The following is a 22602-nucleotide window of genomic DNA, read 5'->3' on the forward strand; positions in this document are numbered from 1 at the left end:
ACTTCTGGTACAAGTACGTTGGTTTCGGTGGCAAGATCATCGGTATGACAACGTTCGGCGAATCTGCACCAGCAGGCGAGCTATTCAAGATGTTCGGTTTCACTACTGAAAACGTAGTAAACACCGCGAAAGAGCTTCTTGCTTAATCATTGATTGCTAGCTTAGTGCTAACAATGAAATGAATAAAAAAACCGAGCGCTGAGCTCGGTTTTTTGTCTCTGGGATTTGTTTCTCCTAGACTCATCTCTATAAGCAACAGATCAATCTGTCATGAACAAGCTGAGTTATTCAAGTAATGCCTTTTGGGTAGGATTCAGTTATCATCTGTTGCACGAAATTTTGGTTAGATGTACGGAACTATGCTAAAAGTCGCGATAAATGGATTTGGACGAATAGGGCGTAATGTATTGCGCGCTGTCTATGAAAGTGGCAAAAGCCAACAAATCAAAGTAGTAGCGGTCAATGAGCTTGCTCAGCCTGACGCTATGGCTCACCTATTGCAGTACGACACCAGTCACGGCCGCTTCGGTAAGAAAATCTCTAACGATCAAGAGCACATTTATGTCCATCATGGCATTGGTGCTGAAGACAAGGGTGAGTTTGATACCATTCGTATCTTACATCTTGCTGATATTGAGCTGTTGCCTTGGCGTGACCTTGAGGTGGATATCGTTCTCGATTGTACCGGTGTTTATGGTTGCCGAGATGACGGCCTCGCGCACATTGCTGCAGGGGCGAAAAAGGTACTGTTTTCTCACCCCGGTGCCAATGACCTCGATAACACCATTATCTATGGTGTGAACCACGATACCATCGAAGCGGACCACCAAATCGTTTCTAATGGTTCGTGCACCACCAACTGTATTGTCCCTATCATTAAGGTTCTTGATGACGCCTTTGGTATCGAGTCCGGTACGATTACGACTATTCACTCTTCAATGAATGATCAACAAGTTATCGATGCGTACCACAGCGATTTGCGTCGTACTCGAGCAGCAAGCCAATCGATCATTCCTGTCGATACCAAGTTGCATAAAGGTATTGAAAGAATCTTCCCGAAATTTTCCAACAAATTTGAAGCTATATCTGTGCGTGTGCCGACGGTAAACGTAACAGCGATGGATTTAAGTGTCACAATTAATGCAAATGTGAAAGTTAATGACGTAAATCAAACCATTGTTAATGCATCCCAGTGTACATTACACAATATAGTTGACTATACTGAAGCGCCGCTCGTTTCCATCGACTTTAATCACGATCCCCATAGCGCAATCGTTGATGGTTCACAAACGCGAGTGAGCAACGGCCACTTAGTTAAAATGCTAGTGTGGTGTGATAATGAATGGGGCTTTGCGAACCGAATGCTGGATACGGTTCTTGCAATGCAAGCTTCTGAAGGCAAGAAGTAAGACCTAGAAGCAAATGTGCGGATTATTTATTTTTTAGCTTGAAATAAATACTAAGAGTCCACATATTATTAGTAGTGAAAGAATTACCAGTTGAATAATTTATAGGCTTAGCAGGGTTGCTGAGTTTCCAAAACTTTATATTTATTTAAATTTGAGAGGACAAATCATGTCTGTGATCAAGATGACTGACCTGGAACTTGCAGGTAAACGCGTATTTATCCGTGCTGACCTAAACGTACCAGTAAAAGACGGTAAAGTAACTTCAGATGCACGTATCCTTGCATCTCTACCAACTATCAAACTTTGCCTAGAAGCTGGCGCAAAGGTAATGGTTACTTCTCACCTTGGTCGTCCTACTGAAGGCGAATACAACGAAGAGTTCTCTCTAGCTCCTGTAGTTAACTACCTAAACGACGCACTAGACTGCGAAGTTAAACTAGCTAAAGATTACGTAAACGGCCTAGAGCTAAACGCTGGTGAACTTGTTGTTCTTGAAAACGTTCGTTTCAACAAAGGCGAGAAGAAGAACGAAGAAGCACTTTCTAAGCAATACGCTGCACTATGTGACATCTTTGTAATGGATGCATTCGGTACAGCTCACCGTGCTCAAGCTTCTACACACGGCGTTGGTACTTACGCTCCTGTAGCATGTGCTGGCCCTCTTCTAGCTGCTGAGCTTGAAGCGCTTGGTAAAGCAATGGACAACCCAGCTCGCCCACTAGTGGCTATCGTTGGTGGTTCTAAAGTTTCTACTAAACTAACCGTTCTAGAATCTCTTTCTAAAATTGCTGACCAGCTTGTTGTTGGTGGTGGTATCGCGAACACATTCATCGCTGCTGAAGGCCACAACGTAGGTAAGTCTCTATACGAAGCTGACCTAGTTGAAACGGCTCAAAAGCTAATGAAAGAGTGTGCTATCCCAGTAGCAACTGACGTTGCATGTGCTAAAGCATTCGACGAAAACGCAGAAGCTGAAATCAAGCACGTTTCTGAAGTTCAAGACGACGACATGATCTTCGACCTTGGTCCAGATTCAACTGCGGCACTAGCTGAAATCATCGGCAACGCGAAAACAATCCTTTGGAACGGCCCTGTAGGCGTATTCGAATTCAAGAACTTCGAAGCGGGTACAGCTGGTATCTCTAAAGCAATCGCTGAGTCTGCAGGTTTCTCTGTAGCAGGTGGTGGTGACACGCTAGCAGCTATCGATAAGTTCGGTATCAAAGCTGACGTTTCTTACATCTCTACTGGCGGTGGCGCTTTCCTTGAATTCGTTGAAGGTAAAGTACTTCCTGCAGTAGCAATGCTTGAAGAGCGTGCTAAAGCATAATTGATTTAGAAAGGCGAGATGTGAATCTCGCCTTTTAACGTTTGCTGCATATCACACTTTTTTGCTAGAATGGCATAAGTTGTGAGCAAACGATTGCAAGTTTTTAAACTTAAGTTTTTTAATCTTAAAACGATAGAATAAATAGGACTATTTCCATGTCTAAGATCTTCGATTTTGTAAAACCTGGTGTGATTTCTGGCGATGACGTACAGAAAGTATTTGAAGTAGCAAAAGAAAACAAATTTGCTCTTCCTGCTGTAAACGTTGTTGGTACTGACTCTGTAAACGCAGTACTAGAAGCAGCTGCTAAAGTTAAAGCTCCAGTAGTTGTTCAGTTCTCTAACGGCGGCGCTGCATTCTTCGCAGGTAAAGGCGTTAAACTTGAAGGTCAAGGCGCACAAGTTCTTGGCGCTGTAGCTGGTGCAAAATACGTACACGCTGTAGCTGAAGCTTACGGTGTTCCAGTTATCCTGCACACTGACCACGCTGCTAAGAAACTTCTTCCATGGATCGACGGTCTACTAGACGCTGGTGAAGAGTTCTTCGCACAAACTGGTAAGCCTCTATTCTCTTCTCACATGCTAGACCTTTCTGAAGAGTCTCTAGAAGAGAACATCGAAACATGTGCTAAGTACCTAGAGCGCATGGCTAAAATGAACATGACAATCGAGATCGAACTTGGTTGTACTGGTGGTGAAGAAGACGGCGTTGATAACTCTGATATGGACGCATCTGAGCTTTACACTTCTCCAGAAGACGTAGCATACGCTTACGAGAAACTAATGGCTGTTAGCCCACGTTTCACTATCGCTGCATCTTTCGGTAACGTACACGGTGTTTACCAAGCTGGTAACGTTGTACTTACTCCAACTATCCTACGTGACTCTCAAGCATACTGTGCAGAGAAGTTCGGTATCGCACCTAACGCTCTAAACTTCGTATTCCACGGTGGTTCTGGTTCTTCTGAAGCAGAAATCCAAGAGTCTATCGGCTACGGTGTTATCAAAATGAACATCGATACTGATACACAGTGGGCAACTTGGGACGGTATCCGTCAGTACTCTGCTGACAACTTCGATTTCCTACAAGGTCAAATCGGCAACCCAACTGGCGAAGCTGCTCCAAACAAGAAGTACTACGATCCACGCGTATGGCTACGTGCTGGTCAAGCTTCAATGGTTGCTCGTCTAGAGAAAGCATTTGCTGACCTTAACGCTGTAGACGTACTATAATTCTTTGAATTAAGTACTCTTTAAGTTTTAAAAACCCGCTCATTGAGCGGGTTTTTTTATATCTGATAAAAACTTGTACTAAATATGTGAAAAACCTAGCGTGCGGTGAATAAATTTCGTAGTCTTTTAGTTATCGGTATTTGTGTTTATCGGTAAGTTTTAATAATTCAAAAGCTTACATAAATATGACTTTGCAATCTGTCAAAGATAGGATATCGTGCCGAAAAACTGAACTTGGTTCAGTTTATAAAAAGGACTTGGCTTTAATTTACTTTTAACACAATGACTTAACGGTAATTACACTGTTTATTATATTGCAGAGTAAATGAGGCTTAAGGCAGTTTAGCCCATAGCATATTATATAGAGGATGCACATTATGGCTGATAGTTCGACAGCGATTGAGACTCCACTTGTGGATGGTTTGTCTCAAGCAGAGCAGTGGTTAACAAATAATTCAGATTTATTTATCCAATATGGCGTAAATATCATTTCAGCACTGATAATTCTATTTATTGGTAACCTTATTGTTAAAGCAGTAGCGAATAGCGTGTCTAAGGTTCTTCAGAAGAAGAAAATGGACCGAGCAGTTGTGGAGTTCGTCCATGGTTTAGTTCGTTACTTGTTGTTTGTGATTGTTTTAATTGCTGCACTTGGTCGTTTAGGTGTTCAAACGGCATCTGTAGTTGCTGTTATTGGTGCGGCTGGTTTAGCCGTTGGTCTTGCACTACAAGGCTCACTATCTAACTTTGCTGCTGGTGTACTTATCGTTGCATTCCGTCCATTTAAGTCTGGTGACTATGTGGAAATTGGTGGTGTGGCAGGTTCAGTTGATTCTATTCAAATCTTCCAAACGGTTCTAACAACGCCAGACAACAAAATGGTTGTAGTACCTAACGGTAGCGTTATCGGCAGCCCAATCACAAACTATTCTCGTCATGCGACGCGCCGTATTGATCTAATGATTGGTGTTTCTTACAACGCTGATCTTCAGAAGACAAAAGCGCTACTGACTAAGATCTGTGAATCTGATGAGCGTGTACTGAAAGAACCTGGCGTTCAAGTTGGTGTTCATACGCTTGCTGATTCTTCAGTTAACTTCGTTGTTCGTCCATGGGTTAGCACTGCTGACTACTGGAATGTTTATTTCGACCTGATGCAAGCAATCAAAGAAGGCTTGGATAACGAGGGTATCGAAATTCCATTCCCGCAAATGGATGTACATATGAATAAAGTAGAAGCTTAATTCCTAGTTAGTTTTTATAACTATAAGCTTTTATAAGGAAAGGCGGATAACTTAGGTTATCCGCCTTTTTTGTTGGTTTCATGAAGCTAAATAGATTTACCAGTATTGCTCAATAAGTCCATCGGTAAGCACCGTTGCTATGGCGAACATCATGGTTGCGACTGCGATATCAATGCCTTTCTTAACCTTAGGTTTAGATAGCGTCGGGCCTAGTTTTGCAGCGCCTAATGACAAAGAATAGAACCAGACGAACGAAGCCAATATAGTCCCCATAGCAAATGCAATTCTGTCGTTGCCTTCAAATTGCCCACCAATGGATCCAAGAATTACCACGGTATCCAAATAGAGATGTGGGTTTAATACTGTTACTGCCAATGCCCCTAAAATAACGGTGCGCTTGCCACGCGCTAATATCTCACCTTTCGACTCATCACTGGTGCGCACTTTGAATGCACTGCGTAGTGAGAGCAAACCATACACAGTCAGAAAAGCGATGCCACCTAGTGTCACTGAGGTAAGCAGTAATTCATTTTGCGACAAGATCGCTCCGCCGCCAAAAATGCCTAATGAGATAAACAGAGTATCGAGCAGGCTACAAATCGTTGCTGTCGTTAAATGATGATTGCGTTTTATCCCTTGATTTAGGACGTACGCATTCTGAGCGCCAATAGGGATAATCATACTTGCCCCTAGACCAAAACCTTGTAATAAAACCCAAAAACTCATTTTAACCTCCACTTATTTAACGATATTTACGTGCTATATGGCGAAGATACTCTGACCCTTTAAATAAGTATAATTAATGATTTTAATCCATTATTAGAGTTGCTAATGTGGTGATGAGTTAGCTTAAAAAGGAAGCAAATTGATGCGCGGATTGGATTATAAATGGATTGAAGCACTGGATGCTGTAGTAAAACAACGTAGCTTCGAAAGGGCTGCTGAGCAGTTATATATCTCCCAGTCGGCGGTATCTCAACGCATCAAACAGCTGGAAAAGTGGTTGGCTCAGCCAGCCTTGGTGAGAGAAAGCCCGCCTAGGCCAACGCCTGCGGGTAAAAAACTACTGGGCTTATATCGCCGTGTTCGTTTGTTAGAGCACGAGCTTGTGCCTGAGTTGATGAATGAAGAGGGTAATCAACCACTATCGATATCCATAGCCACCAACGCTGATAGTTTGGCGACATGGTTGCTACCAGCTTTGTCGGATGTGATTAAGTCTCGCCAAGTCGAGTTGAACCTCGCGATTCATGGTGAGTCGAGAACCATTGAAAAGATTAAAAGTGGCGAGGTGGCCGGTGCAATCAGTTTGGAGTCTCAAGCGATTCCTGGCTGCAGTGCTGACTATCTCGGTAGGATGGATTATGTGTGCGTGGCTAGCCCTGACTTTCATCAGCGTTACTTTGCAGAGGGCGTAAACTACGCCACCTTAAGCAAAGCACCTGCGGTTTCCTATGATCAATACGATGATCTGCATAAGAAGTTTCTGCATGATCATTTTAACGTCCCGAGAGACAGTGTGATCAATCATACAGTCGGCAGTTCAGAAGCATTTGTGCGCTTGGCATTATCGGGTGTAGCCTATTGCTTGATCCCCCGATTACAGATTATCGATGAGCTCGAGTCTGGTGCTCTGATTGATATTACCCCTGGCTTTCTGCTCTCTTATCGCATCTATTGGCACCATTGGCAGCTTGAGAGCGGAGTATTAAAAGAGGTATCCCAAGCAATATTGAGTTTTGCTCACAATCACTTACCTCAGTAAACTGTTGGTTTTTTTAGCGTCAAAGTTCTGTTAGAAGTGTGTGCTCTGGATTGGCTAAACGATAAATTGCTCTATGATGAAAGGACATTTGTTTAGCATAGGTCATACCTAATGAAGCTTGTACCAAAGATGTTAGCAACGTCTCTTACTCTTACTGTGGCGTTGAGTGCTGTGAGTTTTCCATCATTGGCTGACTCTCCATCCTTTCCTCATATTTCAACGACAGGCTATGGTGAAGTGATCGCTACACCTGATATGGCGACATTCTCTGTGAGAGTCGTGGAATCGACGATGACTGCTGAACAGGCTAAAAATACCGTTGATAAAGTCGTGACAGGCTTTCTAAACAAGCTGCATCAAGCTGGTGTTGATGAGGCGAGTGTACACAGCTCTAACCTGTATTTATCTCCTCAATATCATTACCCGAAAGATGGCAAACCGGAACTGGTTGGCTACCGCGCCTCACGTAATGTGACCGTTCAAGTGACTGAGCTAGCTAATCTTAATGAGTACATGGATATTGCGATTGGAGAAGGCATTAATCAGATCGACAACATCCAACTGCAAGTTCGCGACCAAGCTAAGTATCAAGAGCAAGCGCGCTTAGAAGCCATTAAAGATGCGACATCAAAAGCTAAATCATTGGCGAGTGGTTTTGAGCGCGAGTTAGGTGATGTATGGCGCGTGGATTACAACGCCCAATCTTCTCAGCCAGTACTCATGCGTTCAATGGCGATGGATGCAAGAACAGAATCGAACTCTTATGAAGACTCAACGATCACCATTCGTGATCGCGTGAATGTGATCTACCAGATCGAAGAGTAATGACAGTGCTATAGAAGGTTTTGGATCATGACGACCTAATTACCTACGATAGGCCAAATGCTAAAAAGGCTCTCATGATGAGAGCCTTTTTTATGCATTTTGAGTGCGATGATTAGTGAAGAAGACGAGCACGGATTGTGCCTTCGATCTCTTTCAGTTTAAGCAGTGCTTCTTCAGAGCGATCGGCTTCTACATCGATAACGACATAACCCATATCAGCCGCAGTCTGTAGGTATTGACCCGCGATGTTGATCCCTTCCTCAGCGAAGATGGTGTTGATCTGAGTTAGGATGCCTGGGCGGTTTTCGTGAATGTGTAATAAACGAGACGTTCCAGTATGCAGTGGTAGTGATACCTCAGGGAAGTTAACACTTGATAGCGTAGAGCCGTTATCAGAGTATTTCGCTAGCTTACCAGCAACTTCAACACCAATGTTCTCTTGTGCTTCTTGAGTTGAACCACCCACGTGAGGCGTTAGGATCACGTTATCGAACTGCATTAATGGAGACTCAAACGGGTCTGCATTGGTTTTTGGTTCTGTTGGGAAAACATCAATAGCCGCACCTGCAAGGTGTCCAGACTCCAGAGCGCCACACAGAGCAGGAATATCGACTACCGTGCCACGAGCTGCGTTGATAAAGATAGAACCAGGCTTCATGCGCTCGAACTCTTCTTTACCCATCATGTCTTTTGTTTCGTTGGTTTCAGGTACATGCAAAGAGATTACGTCACACTTGTTCAGTAATTCCGTCATGGTATGAACTTGCGTTGCGTTACCCAGAGACAGTTTGTTTTCAATGTCGTAGAAGTAAACACGCATGCCAAGGTTTTCAGCAATAATACCCAGTTGAGTACCGATGTGACCGTAGCCAATAATACCTAAACGCTTACCACGGGCTTCGTAAGAGTTGTCGGCACTCTTTTTCCAGATGCCACGGTGTGCAAGCGCGTTCTTTTCTGGAATGCCACGTAGTAGCAATAGAACCTGACCAAGAACGAGCTCAGCAACGCTTCGAGTGTTTGAGAACGGTGCGTTGAACACAGGGATACCGCGTTTTGCTGCTGCTTGAAGGTTGACTTGGTTAGTACCAATACAGAAACAACCGACGGCAACCAGCTTTTCAGCTGCATCAATAACTTCTTGGGAGATATTAGTGCGAGAACGAATACCAATGAAATGAGCATCTTTTACTGCTTCAAGAAGTTCATCTTCCGGTAGCGAGCCTTTGTGGTACTCAATGTTTGTGTAACCAGCGGCTTGCAGTACTTCTACAGAAGAAGGGTGAAGACCTTCTAGAAGTAGAATTTTAATTTTTTCTTTTTCCAGTGAAACTTTGGCCATTGTTCTCGTCCTTAAAATGGAAAGGTTGGGCAAATGCGGCGCACGTGCTACAAAATGGCTGAAAGGGGAACAAATTCACCACTTTGTTAGGAGACAAACGTTTTCCCTGTGCGTCTTCTGAACAATAAAGTAACAAAAAAAAAATGTTTTGGGTAAGAAAATTACGGAATAAGACATAATTTTACAGCAATAAAGCAAAAAAAACGGCGCCCTAGGGCACCGTATGTAATGAAGTAACAGAAAAACTCAATCTTCTATTATTTATTCTTCGATTTTTGCACCTTCAGGCGTGCCGGTGATAACCACATCAGCACCACGGTGAGCGAACAGACCAACCGTCACCACACCAGCTATACCATTGATGATATCTTCTAGTTGTTTCGGGTTTTCGATCGCCATGCCGTACACATCTAGGATCACGTTGCCGTTATCGGTTGTGCAGCCTTCGCGGTAAACTGGGTCACCACCAAGCTTAACCAACTCACGTGCCACGTATGAACGTGCCATTGGGATTACTTCAACAGGCAGTGGGAATTTACCCAACACATCAACTGCTTTAGTACCGTCAACAATACACACAAACTTATCAGAGATAGCCGCTACGATTTTTTCACGAGTCAAAGCAGCGCCGCCGCCTTTGATCATATCGCGAGTTGGGTTGATTTCATCTGCGCCATCAACATAGATGTCTAGCTTAGCGACATCGTTACACTCATACACTTTGATCTCTAGCTCTTCTAGTCGCTGCGTTGAAGCAACAGAGCTTGAAACCGCACCTTTGATTTTGTCTTTCATTGTGCCTAGTGCGTCGATGAAGTGATTTACTGTAGAGCCAGTACCTACACCTACAATGCTGCCTTCTTCAACATATTGAAGTGCTGCCCAGCCAGCTGCTTTTTTCATTTCATCTTGAGTCATGCCATTCTCCTGAATAAGGTCTTGCGCTTTGAATTGATCGTTTGCGTAATGATGAAGTTAACGTTTAGATATTGAGTTAACGTTTCTATATCGAGGTTAACGTTTGCGGCGCGATTATAGCGCTTTAATGGTTGTTTTCCCATTGCCAAGTTTTACTCGGAGTCACGATTTTAGGTAACGGAATGTCCCATTCTTCAATCGGTAGCGTATCAACATGTTGGCAATCATGAGCCAAACCAATAGGAGCTGCACCTTCGCCCGTCTCGAACCACTTTGCCAAGGTGCGATCGTAATATCCGCCGCCCATACCTAAACGATGGCCATGGGAGTCAAAGCCGACAAGGGGCGTAAGAATAAGGTCGAGTTGCTGACAAGGTTTAACCAGCATTTGATTGAGCTGAGGTTCGACAATACCGTACTTATTCAAGACCGTCGGTGTGGTTGGCGAGTAGTGTAAAAACAGCAGGTGCCCGGCAGAGAAGGGGTGCAATACTGGTAAATAAGTTTGCTTACCTTGCGCCCATAACCATTCGATTAAAGGCTGAGTATCGAGTTCGCCATCGATAGAGATATAGAGGGCAATATGCTGAGCAGACTGAATTTCATCAAGCTGCATGCACTGCTTAACTAAGTCGATACCGGATTGAGTTTGTTGGTCGCCAGATAAGGCATTGCGTTTGATACGGATCTGTTTGCGAAATTCGCTGCGTGTGAGCGTCTTCATAAGAAGGGATACCCCAAAGTGCCGTTGAGAATAGATGGCCCTTGAACCAGCGAGTTCAAGGCGGATCAGCAATGATTACCGTAGGCTTCTCGGTCGGGCCGAGCATGCTCAATAGCACTCAAGTACTAACCCTTAGGGATTGCTTATCGGCTCGGGGACGTGAATCCTCTGACAAACACTCCAGGGTAAATTTTGTGTACGCTATTGCTGTCCGTGCTTAACTTTACTGAGGACATCTGAAAGTGATGTCGTGAGCTGTTCCATTCGCTCGGTCAGTGCGTTTTGTTCATCATTTGCTTCAAACTTCTTGGTTTGTAATTCGTAGCAAATATTCAGAGCTGCGATAGTCAGCAGCTTCACTTCATTGGTTACCTTAGTACGTTCAGCCATCTCTTTCAATCGATTATCAAGATCGGCCGCCGCTGCAATCAATGACTCTTCTTGCCCTGGTGGACAATTCACTCGAGTCAGTTTTCCTAATATTTCAACGTCTACCGCTTGATTACTCATGATGGATGAACTCTTTAACGCGCTATTTTAAGGCTGTTGCCCTTCGCCATTTTTTGAGAAAGAAAAAGTGCAAGTACCGATGAGGAAGCAATCTCCTCTGAGGGAGAAACTATAGGTAAACCGCTATTAAGATTCAAGCTTTTCAGAGTGACTGTTTGTAAATGAGAGCTTGAGCACACAGTAATTCAGCAAATTGAACAATTGGTAGTCAGTCATCCTTCAATTGCTGGGGATCGATGCTTACCAGAATTGGGGTGAAGTGGTACGATTATACTATCGATATAAAGAATAACTGAGCGAGCTATCTGATGAGCGAAACTACTTTACCTGACTACCTAACGGTTGCGACTGAACTTCAATCGGCAAGTCTAGCCGTAACCCCTGCTGAGATGCACGGTTTATTAACGGGTATGTTAAGCGGAGGCTTAAGCCTTGCAGATAAAAGCTGGCAACCACTGATCTTCGATTACACCAATGAAGGCATGGGTTGGCCAGATCGCGCATTAACGCTAGCGGAAGCGACACTGAAAGTAACGACCAGTGAAATCACAGGTTCGGGTATGGAATTGTCTATGTTGCTGCCTGACGAAGACGCAAGCGCAAGCCTATTTGACTTGGCTGATGGTGTGTCTGATTGGATTAACCATTTCATTTCTGGTCTAGGCTTGGTTGGCGCTCAATTGAATAAAGCGTCTGACAGTACAAAAGAAGCATTAGCTGATCTAGAAGAGATGGCCAAGCTAGGCATTGACGAAGAAGATGATCTGGAAGAGCAAGCGCAGCTTCTAGAGCACGTTATTGAGCACGTAAAAGCGTGTGCACTAACGATTCATGCTGAATTTGGTGCTCGCCCATCTGAAGATGCGGCGCCTACCATTCATTAATTCGTTGGCCGGTTTGAGGTTATGATGGCTCAGTATGATGTTGTAATTGCTGGTGGCGCAATGGCAGGGGCAACCTTAGCCCTTGCTTTGAATCACCTAAGCCAAGGTTCACTGTCGATTGCGGTAGTGGAGCCTTATCAGGTTGATCATCAAGCTCACCCTGGGTTTGATTCTCGTTCGATTGCTTTGTCCTATGGCACGGTGCAGATCCTGGATTCTTTGCGCTTATGGCAATCTATCGCTCCGGTCGCGACCCCGATTAAAGATATCCATGTTTCGGATCGCGGGCATGCCGGAATGACAGACATCTACAGTGAAGAGCTTGCTGTAGATGCGCTTGGCTACGTGGTCGAGTTAGCAGATGTGGGTCGAATCTATCAGCAGAAACTTGAATCAGAAGCGGCAATTACCATGCTTTGTCCTGAGTCTGTTAGTAAAGTTGAACGTGAAGAAGCGTTGACGACGATTGAACTGACAAGTGGGCAAACAGTAACCACTAAGTTACTGGTTGCTGCTGACGGTGCAATCTCAACCTGTTGCCAACAGCTCAATATCTCATTGAGTGAGCACGACTTTGAGCAAGTCGCTGTGATTGCCAATATTGTGGCGAGTGAACCTCACCAAGGTCGCGCATTTGAGCGTTTTACCCATCATGGGCCAGTTGCTCTATTACCGATGAGTGACAACCGTTTATCGCTGGTTTGGTGTTTAACACCAGAGCAAGCACAAAAAGTGATGACGCTAAACGACAATGAATTTCTTGAGCAATTGCAGAATGACTTTGGCTGGCGACTTGGCCGATTAGAGAAGGTCGGCAAGCGCGCGAGTTACCCTCTGATTCTTCGTCACCGACAGCAAAATATCTCTCATCGATTTGCCATTGTTGGTAATGCTGCTCAAACGCTTCACCCAATTGCGGGGCAAGGCTTTAACCTAGGCATCCGAGATGTGGCTTCCTTGGCAGAAGAGTTGTGTACCCAGTTAGATGATGTAGGTCGTTACCGTGGTCTTGTTAACTTTAGAAAGCGTAGAGAACAAGACCGAGACGCAACGATCACGTTGACTTCAAGCCTAGTTCACCTGTTCTCAAACGATTATATGACCGCTCGCATTGGGCGTAATCTTGGGTTAGCCGTAATAGATAACCTTCCACCACTTAAAGGTCCACTTTTGCGTCATACGCTTGGCCTAGTAGAAAGATAAGGTAATAAATAATGATGCAAAGTGTTGATATCGCGATTGTTGGTGGTGGCATGGTTGGCCTAGCGCTTGCTGCTGCCCTAAAAGACAGTGACCTAAGAATCGCTGTCATTGAAGGCAGAGCGCCTAGTGAAGGGCTGAGTGAGCTGCCTGATGTGCGTGTATCCGCGTTGAGTCGTTCTAGTGAAGTGATTCTTCGTAACCTAGGTGCATGGCAAGGTATCGAACAAAGACGCGCTGCACCGTATCAAGCGATGGAAGTGTGGGAACAAGACAGTTTCGCTCGTATTGAGTTTGACTCGACACGCTTGGCTCAGCCTAATCTTGGTCATATCGTTGAAAACCGTGTGATTCAATTAGCGCTGCTTGATCGGGTTAAGAAACAAGACAACGTCAGCCTGTATATGCCCGCAACGTGTAAAACGATGGCGATTGGTGAAAGTGAAGCTTGGTTAACATTGGACAATGGTCAAGCACTGACAGCTAAGTTAGTTGTTGGAGCAGACGGCGCAAACTCTTGGGTTCGTAAGCAGCAAGATATCCCATTAACACATTGGGATTACGGACACAGTGCGATTGTCGCGAACATCAAAACCACAGAGCCGCACCACAGCGTTGCTCGTCAAATCTTCACGCCTCAAGGCCCATTGGCATTCCTACCAATGCAACCAAGCAACATGAGCTCGATTGTTTGGTCTACGGAACCAAATCGTGCCGAGAACCTCGTATCAATGTCGGATGCTGAATTCAACAAGCAGTTAACAGCTGAGTTCGATGCAAAGCTGGGCTTATGTGAAGTGGTTGGTGACCGTTTTGCCTTCCCACTGCGCATGCGTTATGCGCGTGACTTTGCGGTAGAGCGTGTGGCTTTGGTTGGTGATGCTGCTCATACCATTCACCCATTAGCAGGGCAGGGCGTGAACCTTGGCCTATTAGACGCAGCAAGCCTAGCGCAAGAGCTGTTAAAGCTATGGTCTGCGGGTGAAGACATTGGCACCAAGCGTAATCTTCGCGGCTACGAGCGCTGGAGAAAAGCAGAGGCGGCGAAAATGATTGCTTCAATGCAGGGCTTTAAAGATCTGTTTGAAGGCGATAACCCAGCTAAGAAGCTGATTCGTGGCATTGGTATGAAGCTTGCGGGCCAATTACCGGGTGCGAAAGATGAGATCATGAAGCGCGCACTGGGTTTGTCTGGCAATCTTCCTGACTTAGCTAAGCGTCCAGTGACTCATCGATAATGACATAGTGTTCTGGTGGTATATCGAATCATCATTGATACGAAAATTGGTACGAAAAAAGGGTTGGCATAATGCCAACCCTTTTTGTTTTTAATTCTGTAGATAATCAGGTCATGCGTACGCGCAGCGCAGTTTCATGATTTCACTATTTATTTCTTTCACTGTTTGAAAGTGACGTTTTTCTGCTCGGTCTGGTAGCACTAGCTTACCGTTATCAAACTCAAATTTTCCTACGCCGTAAATGTAGATTCGTCCTTTGAAAAGTCGACTTACATGTTTAGCAATCATACTCGGTGTATAGCGCTTAAACAGTCTCATTCTTAATTATCCTTATATTTACCTAGCCTGCATATTATAGAAAAACTCCGAGATAATAATTGTGATAAGCATGGAGTTATATGCAGTAGCGTTGACGTTAATTAGATATTTGTGCTGTTCTAAGCACTTTCTTCAGTAAATATCTATTTTTACGTGAGCTCCTCCCCAAAATAATACTGAGTAGTGAACTGCCGTGAACTTTTCTGTTCAGTATTAAGCAGTGATAATGTTACAAGTATAAGAATAGGCGGGATTTTTTTGTTTGTGTAATCAAATTGTAAATTTCGGACAAAAAAAAGCCCGTCTAAAACGGGCGAATAGTCACAGATGCATTACACAAAAGTGGATACTGATGTTACTCAGTGGATTCACTTGCACTGATTTGCTTAATAGCTAGTCAGTAAATTTACAATAACGCAAATTTAACTTTGTGACTACTTATGCTTTTATTTTGAGTAACTATTTATTAATGGTGTGTTCTTCTTATGACGAGGTTCACACTAAAAATGTACTCAATGAAATATTAAAATGAAGTTTGCGAAGCATGATCTAAACGATCATCGACTGATGTCCGCGACGGTCGGTGCACATAGCGCCATAAGATCATTGAGATCCAGCGCAACGCCAGCCATTCGGTCGCCGGAGCTAATGGTTACGGTCGAGTTGTTTTGAATGGAAGGATCAAAAATGATCGGCATGTGTCTCTTGAGAGCGAGCGGACCAACACAACCCACTTTAAAACCGGTGATCGCTTCAACATCAGCGAGCGACACGCAGGTCATTCGACGGTAATTCAGTACCGAGCGTACTTTCTTGGGGTCGACAGAGCGATCGCCAACAGTACAGGCTAACGCATACTGGTTGCCCATATCCTTGAGCAGGATGCACTTCACCATTTGAGAGGCGTCGATGCCTCGCTCTTGTGCAGTTTCTTCAATGCTGGTGGTTGGCTTGCTTTGCATCAGCAGGCGATAATTCACCTGCTGTTGATCCAGCCATTGTGTAATCTGCGTTTCCACGTGGTTACTCGTCGTCAAGGCTGTACGGCAGTGGCAGGATATTCCATGTTTGATCAGGCTGCGCGGTCAGTCGCAGCTGAACATCGTCATCAAGGTTGTTTGGCAGTACCATCAAACCAATCGCTCGGTTATCAGCAAATTGATAGACGTTTAATAGTCGGCCTGCGCCACGCCAGTTCTCACCCACGCTACGCTCTAGTTCAATTGGGTTCTCTAGAGACAATACTTCTGCTGTCGTTCCTGAAACAATGCGCATCTCACGCTTGTTCATGCCACGGTACTTAGCACGAGCAACCGTTTCTTGACCTGTGTAACAGCCTTTTGAAAAGCTGATACCGCCAATCGCTTGCAGGTTAAGCGCTTGAGGGATGTGCTCGTTTTGCTCTGCTTTCGATAGGTTAGGCTGAGCATCAAGAATTTCATGATATTGCCAAAGTGTTTCTGATACTTTCTCCGCAGCGCTGTTTGATACCAAGGCTTCAGCGGCTTCTTCTGTCACAAGTAGAGCCCAGCGGTTATCTGCAACTTGAACCGCTGTACCACCAGAGATAGCACGCACATTACCTTGGCTTTCTGAAATAGAATCAATGTATTGATTAGCTGACGAACCCATCACACCGATAACAACGTCAGACGTTTGCTCGATATCGACCTTAGAGAACACCGCGTACTTCTTGATTTCAACGAGCTCGACTTCAATCGCTGATTTAGGTTGCATGAGTGCGTAGCCACCGTTGTGGTGGAACAAACGAAAGATACTCCATACCTTTCCTTTTGCATCACAGTGCGCGCCTAATGTGGATTCATCATTAGGAAGAGTGACGACATCGCACGTTACTTGACCCTGTAGGTACGACTTTTTGTCATCGCCTATCATGGTAATTGCACTCCAGTCTGATACGTGTGTCATCATCAGTTCTGGAAGCGATTCATTTTGCGTATGAGCGAGTGGCTGAAATATGTTTTTCCAATCCATTTTATCTTTCCTAAGAATTTTATTTGGCTCTATGTTAATCCGGTTCTGTTTCTTTGTCAGCCTAGGTTTTTTTGTGAGCTTAGATAGGGACTGTGACTCACATAGTAGTTGCAGGGCGTATGACTTGTTACACTCCGAGAAAGAAAAATTATAGGTGAGGATAGCCAATGTACACTGCAGAGCAGAAAGCACGAATTAAATGGGGTTGCCGTCGCGGCATGTTAGAACTTGATGTAGTCATCATGCCATTTTTCGAAGAGTGTTTTGATTCATTGCAAGAGCAGGAACAGCGCGAGTTTGTTTCTCTATTAGAGTGTGATGATCCAGATTTGTTTACTTGGGTAATGGGCCACGGACGCAGTGAAAACCTAGGCCATGCATCAATGGTTGATAAAATTGTCGCACACAACCTCAGCAAGGTTCGTTAAGCTTCAGCTTAACCCTTCGTATTCCGCATTATTTGCAAAAGGCACTATTTTTGGGTGCCTTTTGTTTTTCATCGTCCTGTCTTCTATTCCACTTGCCGCCAGCCTTTATTGCTTAGCTTTAATGATCCGCTTGTTCAGAAACAATCATGTGATTCTAAATAGTGTCTATGGGCGTTTTGATTACAGAGAGGATGGTGATATTCGACTCAATGACCGAACTTACCGACTCAAGTCCGTTGATAAGATCTGGGCGCAGTTCTTCGTTAAATTGCAGTTTGAATGTGGGCACTCGGTACTGCTTTGGCGGGACAGCTGTTGCGAGCGAGAATATCGCCATTTTCTGGCGAACTTACAACGAGCGCGCTAGAGAAGCCAAACTATTCGATGAAAGAAAGTATTAGATAAAAGAAAGCGTTAGACAAAAGAAAAGGGAGCACTCGGCTCCCTTTCGTTTAATCATTTTCCGCTGACGGCTAATTCGCTAAGCACGTTTAACCAATTATTATGATTGGCGTTTCTCTGGCGTCAGAATCGTTGGGCCACTGTCTTCTGCAAGTTCAGGGTAATCCAACGTGTAGTGGAGGCCGCGGCTCTCTTTACGTTGCATTGCACAACGAACCATTAGCTCTGCCACTTGTAGCAAGTTACGCAGTTCTAATAGGTTATTCGAAACCTTGAAGTAGCTGTAGTACTCATGAGTTTCTTGTTGCAGCATCTGAATGCGACGCAATGCTCGCTCTAGTCGTTTATCCGTTCGAACAATGCCCATGTAATCCCACATGAATAGGCGCAGTTCGTGCCAGTTGTGTTGAATGATAACTTCTTCATCACTGTTGGTGACCTGGCTTTCATCCCATGCTGGCAGTTCAGCGCACAGTTGAGATTGGTCGATGTTCTCAACGATATCTTTTGCTGCTGCCCATGCGTAAACCACACACTCAAGCAGTGAGTTAGAAGCCATTCGGTTTGCACCGTGTAAGCCGGTGTAGCTCACTTCGCCAATCGCATACAAGTTCGTTAGGTCGGTTTGACCCTGCTTATTCACCATGACACCACCACACGTGTAGTGAGCGGCTGGTACGATAGGGATCGGCTCTTTGGTCATGTCGATGCCCAAGTCCATCAAGCGAGTATGGATCATCGGGAAGTGCGCTGTGATGAATTCTTCAGGCTTGTGGCTGATATCAACATACATACAGTCGGCACCTAAGCGCTTCATTTCGAAGTCAATTGCACGAGCAACCACATCACGTGGCGCCAGTTCACCGCGCTCATCGAAGTCCTTCATAAAGCGAGAACCATCTGGACGACGCAAGTAAGCACCTTCACCACGCAGTGCTTCCGTTAGTAGGAAGTTACGCGCTTCTGGGTGGAATAAACAAGTTGGGTGGAACTGGTTGAACTCAAGGTTTGCCACACGACAACCCGCACGCCAAGCGATAGCAATACCATCACCTGAAGAAACATCTGGGTTAGAGGTGTATTGGTAAACCTTTGAAGCGCCGCCTGTTGCTAATACAACAAACTTAGCGCGCACGGTTTCAACATGTTCTTGGTTACGGTTCCAAATGTAGGCACCGATCACCTTGTCTTTTGAACCACCAATCTTATCTTCCGTGATCAAATCCAGCGCATTGTGGCGCTCGAAGATCTCGATATTTGGGTGGTTGTTGACGTTATCTTGTAGTGAGGTTTGCATCGCCATGCCAGTTGCATCGGCAGCGTGCAGAATTCTGCGGTGACTGTGGCCACCCTCACGAGTGAGGTGATATTTTGGTTGGCCTTCTGTGCTGTTCTCATCTTTATCAAATGGAACACCACCATCAATCAGCCATTGCACACACTCTTTCGCATTTTCAGCAATGAATTGAACTGTATCTTCTTCGCATAACCCAGCCCCAGCGATTTGAGTATCCTCTACATGAGACTCAATACTGTCCGACTCATCGAACACCGCGGCGATACCACCTTGTGCGTAATACGTCGATCCTTCGCTGCGTGGTCCTTTGCTTAATACAATTACTTTTGCATGTTCTGCTACGCGTAAGGCTAATGACAAGCCTGCCGCACCACTTCCTACCACTAATACATCACACTGATGTTCACGGTTTGCGTTCATAAAACTTATTAAATCCCGGGCTATAGTCGAGTTGTCCACTCTCAATTGACTTTGTCTTGTTTTAGGAGTTTGGCTAAGACTGTTATAATCTCTCCAGAGTCATCCTTAAACGCTATGCAAAATCAATATATAGACAGCTATCTAGAAATATTTAATTGCTCAATACCATTGCTTTTGCTCAAGTTTCCCCAAATTGATAGGGATAGCTATTTTTATTACATCACATTGTGAAACAATAATGGCAAATAATTTTAAGAAAGTTGGAACTTTCGGTATTTGGCTTAGTCACAATAGTGCTCTTGTAGACGGTGGTGTCAATACTACATTTCGCATAATTAGTACCCATATCTGTGAAGGTGAGGGTTATAACAATAGGAGTACCCGCTCGAATGAACGAGCAGCTAACCGATCAAGTGTTGATTGAGCGAGTTCAGAGTGGAGATAAGCAGGCATTTAACTTACTAGTGGTTAAGTATCAAAACAAAGTTTGTAATCTTATCTCTCGATACGTGAATAATTCCGGTGATGTACCTGATGTAGCACAAGAAGCTTTTATTAAAGCTTACCGCGCGATACCTAACTTTCGTGGCGAGAGTGCCTTCTATACATGGTTATACCGAATTGCCGTGAACACCGCTAAAAATCATATCGTTGCCCAAAGCCGTAGGCCGCCAGCAACCGATGTAGATGCAGAAGATGCAGAATATTACGAAACAGGCAGCGCGTTAAAAGAAATATCGAACCCTGAGAACTTAACGCTGTCTAAAGAATTGAAACAAGTTGTTTTTGGAGCGATTGAAGCGCTACCAGAAGACTTAAAAACTGCAATGACGTTGCGAGAGCTCGAAGGTTTGAGCTACGAAGAGATTGCAGAAGTAATGGATTGCCCTGTAGGAACCGTACGTTCGCGTATTTTCCGAGCTCGTGAAGCGGTGGAAAAGAAAATCAAACCTCTTTTGCAACGCTAGAACTTGTAATAATTATGGTGAAAATAATGGCTGATAAAGAAAAGCTTTCGGCACTCATGGATGGTGAAACGATCGATAAAGCTCTCATTGTAGATCTAGAATCTGATCAAGAAAGCATGGATACTTGGCAGAGTTACCATTTAATTGGTGATGTTATGCGTGGGGATTCGCCAGAAACTCCAGAGTGGAACATTGCTAATAGTGTAGCGGCAGCGCTTGAGAACGAGCCTGCACATGGTTCAATGTCGAACCTGCACCAAGTGAATGTTGAACCTACTGTTGCTCCAATTGAAGAGCAACCTAAACCTCAGCAAGCGAAGCGTCAGCTTCCGGCGTGGTTACAACAGTTTGGACAAGTTGCCGTGGCAGCGTGTGTTTCATTAGCCGTTGTATTAGGTGTTCAACAATATGGTGGTAGCGACCCTGCAGCACCAGAGCAGTTGCCTGTACTCCAGACGATTCCATTTGCCGGTTCTGCGGAACCAGTAAGTTTAACGCGTGACTCTGTTGAGAAACCAGCATCTGAAGCTAACTTGCAAGAGCAGCGCAAACGCGTTCATGCATTGTTAGAAGATTATGAGCTGCAGCTAAGATTAAACAGTGATGCATCGCCAATGCAAGATGCACATCTAGAATCGGACATTGAATGAAGAAAATCCTGGTCAGTGCACTGACACTGTTCAGCTTGATGTCTCCAACAGCCTTTGCAGAGGAAACCACTGCAAAGGCCTTGTTGCATCAAATGAACGAGGCCAGTCAGCATCTAAATTACGAACTCTCCTACATTTTGATAAAGAAGAGCAGTATTGAGCCTCTTGTTTATCGCCATGCGGTTAACGACGACCAACAACTTGCACACCTTGTTTATCTAAGCGGCCCTGTTCGTGAAGTCATTCGACGTGGCAACGAAGTTAGCTACATCGAGCCGGGTTCAGAGCCATTTACGATTCAGTCAGGCAGCATGGTTGCGCCTGTTATTCCGATGATTAATCGAGATATCGAATCTCTGAATCAGTACTACGACTTTGTGAAAGTTGGTCGCTCTCGTGAAGCAGGTAGCACCACTCAAGTGCTGCGTGTCGTGCCGAAAGATGGCCTTCGCTACTCTTACGTGGTTTGGGTAGACGAAAAAACGAATCTTCCTTTGCGTGCCGACCTTTTGGATCGTGATGGCGAAGTGCTTGAACAGTACCGCACTATCTCTTACGTGGTGAACGATAAGATTGCTGAGGCTATGGGTGGCTTGAGCCAAGCTCAATTGCCGAAAGTTTTATCATTACCGGAAGGCTTAGTGAGTGAAACTAACTGGCAAGCGTCGTGGATTCCTGAAGGGTTTAAATCAAAAGAGCTTAGCCGCTATCAAATGGCTGCGACCGATAAAATGGTTGAAAGTCAGCTTTTCAGTGATGGACTGTTTAACTTTTCGGTTTATATCGCGGAAAAAGATGAGCATTCATTGAAAGGGCAGCTGGTGCGTCAAGGGCGTAGAACCTTGCACAGCTTAGTGATTGGCGATAAAGAGATCTCTGTGGTTGGTGACATTCCGCCGGCAACTGCAAAACGTATTGCTCAGTCAGTTACATTTAATAAATCGGTACAAGCGCAATGATGACCGCGCTGGCGACCGTTAGCTCGGTTGAACAAAAAGGTAAGCAATACTTTGTTCAATTGAGCTGCGAACAACAAACCAGTTGTAGCAGCTGTTCTTCTCAAAAAAACTGCGGTACGGGTATTGTGACCAAGGCTGTTGGCAATAAATCTTTGTTTTGGCAGCTTAAAACCAAAAGCTTAGTCAAAGCTGGACAAATCGTAGAAATTGGCTTTCCAGAAAAAAGCCTACTTCAGTCGGCGGCGATTGTTTATCTCATCCCACTTTTCATGTTGATGATTGGTGCTGGTTTTGGGCAACTCTTGTTACAACCCTTACTCCAGGGGGGCGAGGGCATTGTTATCTTAAGTGCAGCACTGTTTACTGCTGGTGGGATTGCCTTAGCGAAGCGGTTAGCCAAACCCATGGAAGACAAATCCAAGCAAGAAGTCGTCTTGATTCGAATCCTAGGTGAGTCTCTCGTCTAATTTATGATGCTTCTTGCCCTTAAATTGGGTAGAATCTGCCAACTTGATTGAAATGCCGCCACCAATGCTGACTGTAG

25 protein-coding genes and 1 other RNA gene are annotated in these 22602 nt (G+C 44.7%); 16 read left to right on the forward strand and 10 right to left on the reverse strand.

What is annotated here, in order from left to right:
• The 5 genes from AB6F11_RS13755 to mscS form a co-directional block, all read left to right on the forward strand.
• Positions 1-146: transketolase-like TK C-terminal-containing protein (locus AB6F11_RS13755; protein ID WP_372003228.1), on the forward strand; the 146-nt coding region annotated here is incomplete at its 5' end.
• Between the two features lie 213 nt (positions 147-359).
• Positions 360-1409: an erythrose-4-phosphate dehydrogenase gene (epd, locus tag AB6F11_RS13760; RefSeq protein WP_032545627.1), complete on the forward strand. Its 1050-nt coding sequence runs from the start codon at positions 360-362 to the stop codon at positions 1407-1409.
• Positions 1410-1575: 166 nt separating this feature from the next.
• Positions 1576-2739, forward strand: coding sequence for a phosphoglycerate kinase (locus AB6F11_RS13765; RefSeq protein WP_017059064.1), 1164 nt, complete (start codon positions 1576-1578; stop codon positions 2737-2739).
• Positions 2740-2894: 155 nt separating this feature from the next.
• Positions 2895-3971 (forward strand): class II fructose-bisphosphate aldolase, encoded by a 1077-nt coding sequence (fbaA, locus tag AB6F11_RS13770; protein WP_010435694.1) that lies wholly within the window; start codon positions 2895-2897, stop codon positions 3969-3971.
• A gap of 377 nt (positions 3972-4348) precedes the next feature.
• On the forward strand, positions 4349-5215 hold the full coding sequence (mscS, locus tag AB6F11_RS13775) for a small-conductance mechanosensitive channel MscS (protein WP_017063201.1): 867 nt from the start codon (positions 4349-4351) through the stop codon (positions 5213-5215).
• A 96-nt stretch (positions 5216-5311) separates the two neighbouring features.
• Here the strand turns inward: mscS and AB6F11_RS13780 are convergent, their stop codons facing one another.
• Entirely contained in the window at positions 5312-5941 is a 630-nt protein-coding gene (locus AB6F11_RS13780) for a LysE/ArgO family amino acid transporter (protein ID WP_017059061.1), read from the reverse strand.
• Positions 5942-6083: 142 nt separating this feature from the next.
• Here AB6F11_RS13780 and AB6F11_RS13785 point away from each other — a divergent pair, with 142 nt between their 5' ends.
• Positions 6084-6980, forward strand: a complete 897-nt coding sequence (locus AB6F11_RS13785) for a LysR family transcriptional regulator ArgP (protein ID WP_017068706.1) — start codon at positions 6084-6086, stop codon at positions 6978-6980.
• A gap of 111 nt (positions 6981-7091) precedes the next feature.
• On the forward strand, positions 7092-7805 hold the full coding sequence (locus AB6F11_RS13790) for an oxidative stress defense protein (RefSeq protein ID WP_102394119.1): 714 nt from the start codon (positions 7092-7094) through the stop codon (positions 7803-7805).
• 112 nt (positions 7806-7917) lie between these two features.
• Here AB6F11_RS13790 and serA read toward each other — a convergent pair whose 3' ends face one another.
• The 5 genes from serA to zapA form a co-directional block, all read right to left on the reverse strand.
• Positions 7918-9147 (reverse strand): phosphoglycerate dehydrogenase, encoded by a 1230-nt coding sequence (gene serA / locus AB6F11_RS13795; protein ID WP_017059058.1) that lies wholly within the window; start codon positions 9145-9147, stop codon positions 7918-7920.
• 261 nt (positions 9148-9408) lie between these two features.
• A complete protein-coding gene (rpiA, locus tag AB6F11_RS13800; RefSeq protein WP_017059057.1) occupies positions 9409-10065 on the reverse strand; it encodes a ribose-5-phosphate isomerase RpiA in 657 nt (218 codons plus the stop codon).
• Between the two features lie 124 nt (positions 10066-10189).
• Entirely contained in the window at positions 10190-10789 is a 600-nt protein-coding gene (locus AB6F11_RS13805; RefSeq protein WP_017059056.1) for a 5-formyltetrahydrofolate cyclo-ligase, read from the reverse strand.
• A gap of 6 nt (positions 10790-10795) precedes the next feature.
• Positions 10796-10979, reverse strand: a non-coding RNA gene (gene ssrS, locus AB6F11_RS13810) — 6S RNA.
• Positions 10980-10990: 11 nt separating this feature from the next.
• Positions 10991-11299 carry a cell division protein ZapA gene (gene zapA, locus AB6F11_RS13815; RefSeq protein ID WP_004735366.1) on the reverse strand — a complete coding sequence of 103 codons (309 nt, stop codon included), beginning with the start codon at positions 11297-11299 and terminating at the stop codon, positions 10991-10993.
• A 308-nt stretch (positions 11300-11607) separates the two neighbouring features.
• Between zapA and AB6F11_RS13820 the strand changes: the two genes are divergently transcribed.
• Genes AB6F11_RS13820 through AB6F11_RS13830 form a run of 3 tightly spaced genes read left to right on the forward strand, consistent with a single transcriptional unit; the run spans position 11608 to position 14621 of the window.
• Positions 11608-12183, forward strand: coding sequence for a YecA family protein (locus AB6F11_RS13820; protein WP_017070457.1), 576 nt, complete (start codon positions 11608-11610; stop codon positions 12181-12183).
• 24 nt (positions 12184-12207) lie between these two features.
• Entirely contained in the window at positions 12208-13386 is a 1179-nt protein-coding gene (gene ubiH, locus AB6F11_RS13825; protein WP_017059054.1) for a 2-octaprenyl-6-methoxyphenyl hydroxylase, read from the forward strand.
• A gap of 11 nt (positions 13387-13397) precedes the next feature.
• Positions 13398-14621 (forward strand): FAD-dependent 2-octaprenylphenol hydroxylase, encoded by a 1224-nt coding sequence (locus tag AB6F11_RS13830; RefSeq protein WP_102394118.1) that lies wholly within the window; start codon positions 13398-13400, stop codon positions 14619-14621.
• 111 nt (positions 14622-14732) lie between these two features.
• On the opposite strand, the gene AB6F11_RS13835 is transcribed toward AB6F11_RS13830, so the two are convergent.
• The 3 genes from AB6F11_RS13835 to ygfZ all read right to left on the reverse strand — a co-directional run bounded on the left by AB6F11_RS13835 (position 14733) and on the right by ygfZ (position 16934).
• Entirely contained in the window at positions 14733-14939 is a 207-nt protein-coding gene (locus AB6F11_RS13835) for a DUF1107 domain-containing protein (protein ID WP_009847660.1), read from the reverse strand.
• Positions 14940-15496: 557 nt separating this feature from the next.
• Positions 15497-15958: an aminoacyl-tRNA deacylase gene (locus AB6F11_RS13840; RefSeq protein WP_102394128.1), complete on the reverse strand. Its 462-nt coding sequence runs from the start codon at positions 15956-15958 to the stop codon at positions 15497-15499.
• Between the two features lie 4 nt (positions 15959-15962).
• Positions 15963-16934 (reverse strand): tRNA-modifying protein YgfZ, encoded by a 972-nt coding sequence (gene ygfZ / locus AB6F11_RS13845; protein WP_017070455.1) that lies wholly within the window; start codon positions 16932-16934, stop codon positions 15963-15965.
• 167 nt (positions 16935-17101) lie between these two features.
• On the opposite strand from ygfZ, the gene AB6F11_RS13850 reads away from it, so the two are divergent.
• Both AB6F11_RS13850 and AB6F11_RS13855 read left to right on the forward strand, forming a co-directional pair.
• Positions 17102-17362, forward strand: a complete 261-nt coding sequence (locus AB6F11_RS13850) for a succinate dehydrogenase assembly factor 2 (protein ID WP_004735374.1) — start codon at positions 17102-17104, stop codon at positions 17360-17362.
• Positions 17310-17729 (forward strand): protein YgfX, encoded by a 420-nt coding sequence (locus AB6F11_RS13855; protein WP_324295273.1) that lies wholly within the window; start codon positions 17310-17312, stop codon positions 17727-17729. The genes AB6F11_RS13850 and AB6F11_RS13855 overlap by 53 nt, the downstream gene beginning before the upstream one ends.
• A 135-nt stretch (positions 17730-17864) precedes the next feature.
• Here AB6F11_RS13855 and nadB read toward each other — a convergent pair whose 3' ends face one another.
• On the reverse strand, positions 17865-19481 hold the full coding sequence (gene nadB, locus AB6F11_RS13860) for an L-aspartate oxidase (RefSeq protein WP_017059049.1): 1617 nt from the start codon (positions 19479-19481) through the stop codon (positions 17865-17867).
• 389 nt (positions 19482-19870) lie between these two features.
• Between nadB and rpoE the strand changes: the two genes are divergently transcribed.
• Genes rpoE through AB6F11_RS13880 form a run of 4 tightly spaced genes read left to right on the forward strand, consistent with a single transcriptional unit; the run spans position 19871 to position 22525 of the window.
• Positions 19871-20449: an RNA polymerase sigma factor RpoE gene (rpoE, locus tag AB6F11_RS13865; protein WP_008223963.1), complete on the forward strand. Its 579-nt coding sequence runs from the start codon at positions 19871-19873 to the stop codon at positions 20447-20449.
• Positions 20450-20475: 26 nt separating this feature from the next.
• On the forward strand, positions 20476-21099 hold the full coding sequence (locus AB6F11_RS13870) for a sigma-E factor negative regulatory protein (protein WP_017063205.1): 624 nt from the start codon (positions 20476-20478) through the stop codon (positions 21097-21099).
• Positions 21096-22058, forward strand: a complete 963-nt coding sequence (gene rseB, locus AB6F11_RS13875; protein WP_102394117.1) for a sigma-E factor regulatory protein RseB — start codon at positions 21096-21098, stop codon at positions 22056-22058. Before AB6F11_RS13870 ends, rseB begins: the two co-directional genes overlap by 4 nt.
• The gene (locus AB6F11_RS13880; protein ID WP_017059046.1) at positions 22055-22525 is read left to right on the forward strand and encodes a SoxR reducing system RseC family protein; all 471 of its coding nucleotides are present in this window, start codon (positions 22055-22057) and stop codon (positions 22523-22525) included. Before rseB ends, AB6F11_RS13880 begins: the two co-directional genes overlap by 4 nt.
• Positions 22526-22602 lie beyond the last annotated feature (77 nt).

Origin of the sequence: Vibrio sp. 10N.247.311.14 (assembly GCF_041467715.1) — a bacterium.
Classification (GTDB): Bacteria; Pseudomonadota; Gammaproteobacteria; order Enterobacterales; family Vibrionaceae; genus Vibrio; species Vibrio crassostreae_C.

Bases quoted from the DNA above. Each gene is read 5' to 3' on its own strand.
- epd (WP_032545627.1), top strand. From the start codon at position 360: ATGCTAAAAGTCGCGATAAATGGATTTGGACGAATAGGGCGTAATGTA.
- AB6F11_RS13765 (WP_017059064.1), top strand. From the start codon at position 1,576: ATGTCTGTGATCAAGATGACTGACCTGGAACTTGCAGGTAAACGCGTA.
- fbaA (WP_010435694.1), top strand. From the start codon at position 2,895: ATGTCTAAGATCTTCGATTTTGTAAAACCTGGTGTGATTTCTGGCGAT.
- mscS (WP_017063201.1), top strand. From the start codon at position 4,349: ATGGCTGATAGTTCGACAGCGATTGAGACTCCACTTGTGGATGGTTTG.
- AB6F11_RS13780 (WP_017059061.1), bottom strand. From the start codon at position 5,941: ATGAGTTTTTGGGTTTTATTACAAGGTTTTGGTCTAGGGGCAAGTATG.
- AB6F11_RS13785 (WP_017068706.1), top strand. From the start codon at position 6,084: ATGCGCGGATTGGATTATAAATGGATTGAAGCACTGGATGCTGTAGTA.
- AB6F11_RS13790 (WP_102394119.1), top strand. From the start codon at position 7,092: ATGAAGCTTGTACCAAAGATGTTAGCAACGTCTCTTACTCTTACTGTG.
- serA (WP_017059058.1), bottom strand. From the start codon at position 9,147: ATGGCCAAAGTTTCACTGGAAAAAGAAAAAATTAAAATTCTACTTCTA.
- rpiA (WP_017059057.1), bottom strand. From the start codon at position 10,065: ATGACTCAAGATGAAATGAAAAAAGCAGCTGGCTGGGCAGCACTTCAA.
- AB6F11_RS13805 (WP_017059056.1), bottom strand. From the start codon at position 10,789: ATGAAGACGCTCACACGCAGCGAATTTCGCAAACAGATCCGTATCAAA.
- zapA (WP_004735366.1), bottom strand. From the start codon at position 11,299: ATGAGTAATCAAGCGGTAGACGTTGAAATATTAGGAAAACTGACTCGA.
- AB6F11_RS13820 (WP_017070457.1), top strand. From the start codon at position 11,608: ATGAGCGAAACTACTTTACCTGACTACCTAACGGTTGCGACTGAACTT.
- ubiH (WP_017059054.1), top strand. From the start codon at position 12,208: ATGGCTCAGTATGATGTTGTAATTGCTGGTGGCGCAATGGCAGGGGCA.
- AB6F11_RS13830 (WP_102394118.1), top strand. From the start codon at position 13,398: ATGATGCAAAGTGTTGATATCGCGATTGTTGGTGGTGGCATGGTTGGC.
- AB6F11_RS13835 (WP_009847660.1), bottom strand. From the start codon at position 14,939: ATGAGACTGTTTAAGCGCTATACACCGAGTATGATTGCTAAACATGTA.
- ygfZ (WP_017070455.1), bottom strand. From the start codon at position 16,934: ATGGATTGGAAAAACATATTTCAGCCACTCGCTCATACGCAAAATGAA.
- AB6F11_RS13850 (WP_004735374.1), top strand. From the start codon at position 17,102: ATGTACACTGCAGAGCAGAAAGCACGAATTAAATGGGGTTGCCGTCGC.
- AB6F11_RS13855 (WP_324295273.1), top strand. From the start codon at position 17,310: ATGCATCAATGGTTGATAAAATTGTCGCACACAACCTCAGCAAGGTTC.
- nadB (WP_017059049.1), bottom strand. From the start codon at position 19,481: ATGAACGCAAACCGTGAACATCAGTGTGATGTATTAGTGGTAGGAAGT.
- rpoE (WP_008223963.1), top strand. From the start codon at position 19,871: ATGAACGAGCAGCTAACCGATCAAGTGTTGATTGAGCGAGTTCAGAGT.
- AB6F11_RS13870 (WP_017063205.1), top strand. From the start codon at position 20,476: ATGGCTGATAAAGAAAAGCTTTCGGCACTCATGGATGGTGAAACGATC.
- rseB (WP_102394117.1), top strand. From the start codon at position 21,096: ATGAAGAAAATCCTGGTCAGTGCACTGACACTGTTCAGCTTGATGTCT.
- AB6F11_RS13880 (WP_017059046.1), top strand. From the start codon at position 22,055: ATGATGACCGCGCTGGCGACCGTTAGCTCGGTTGAACAAAAAGGTAAG.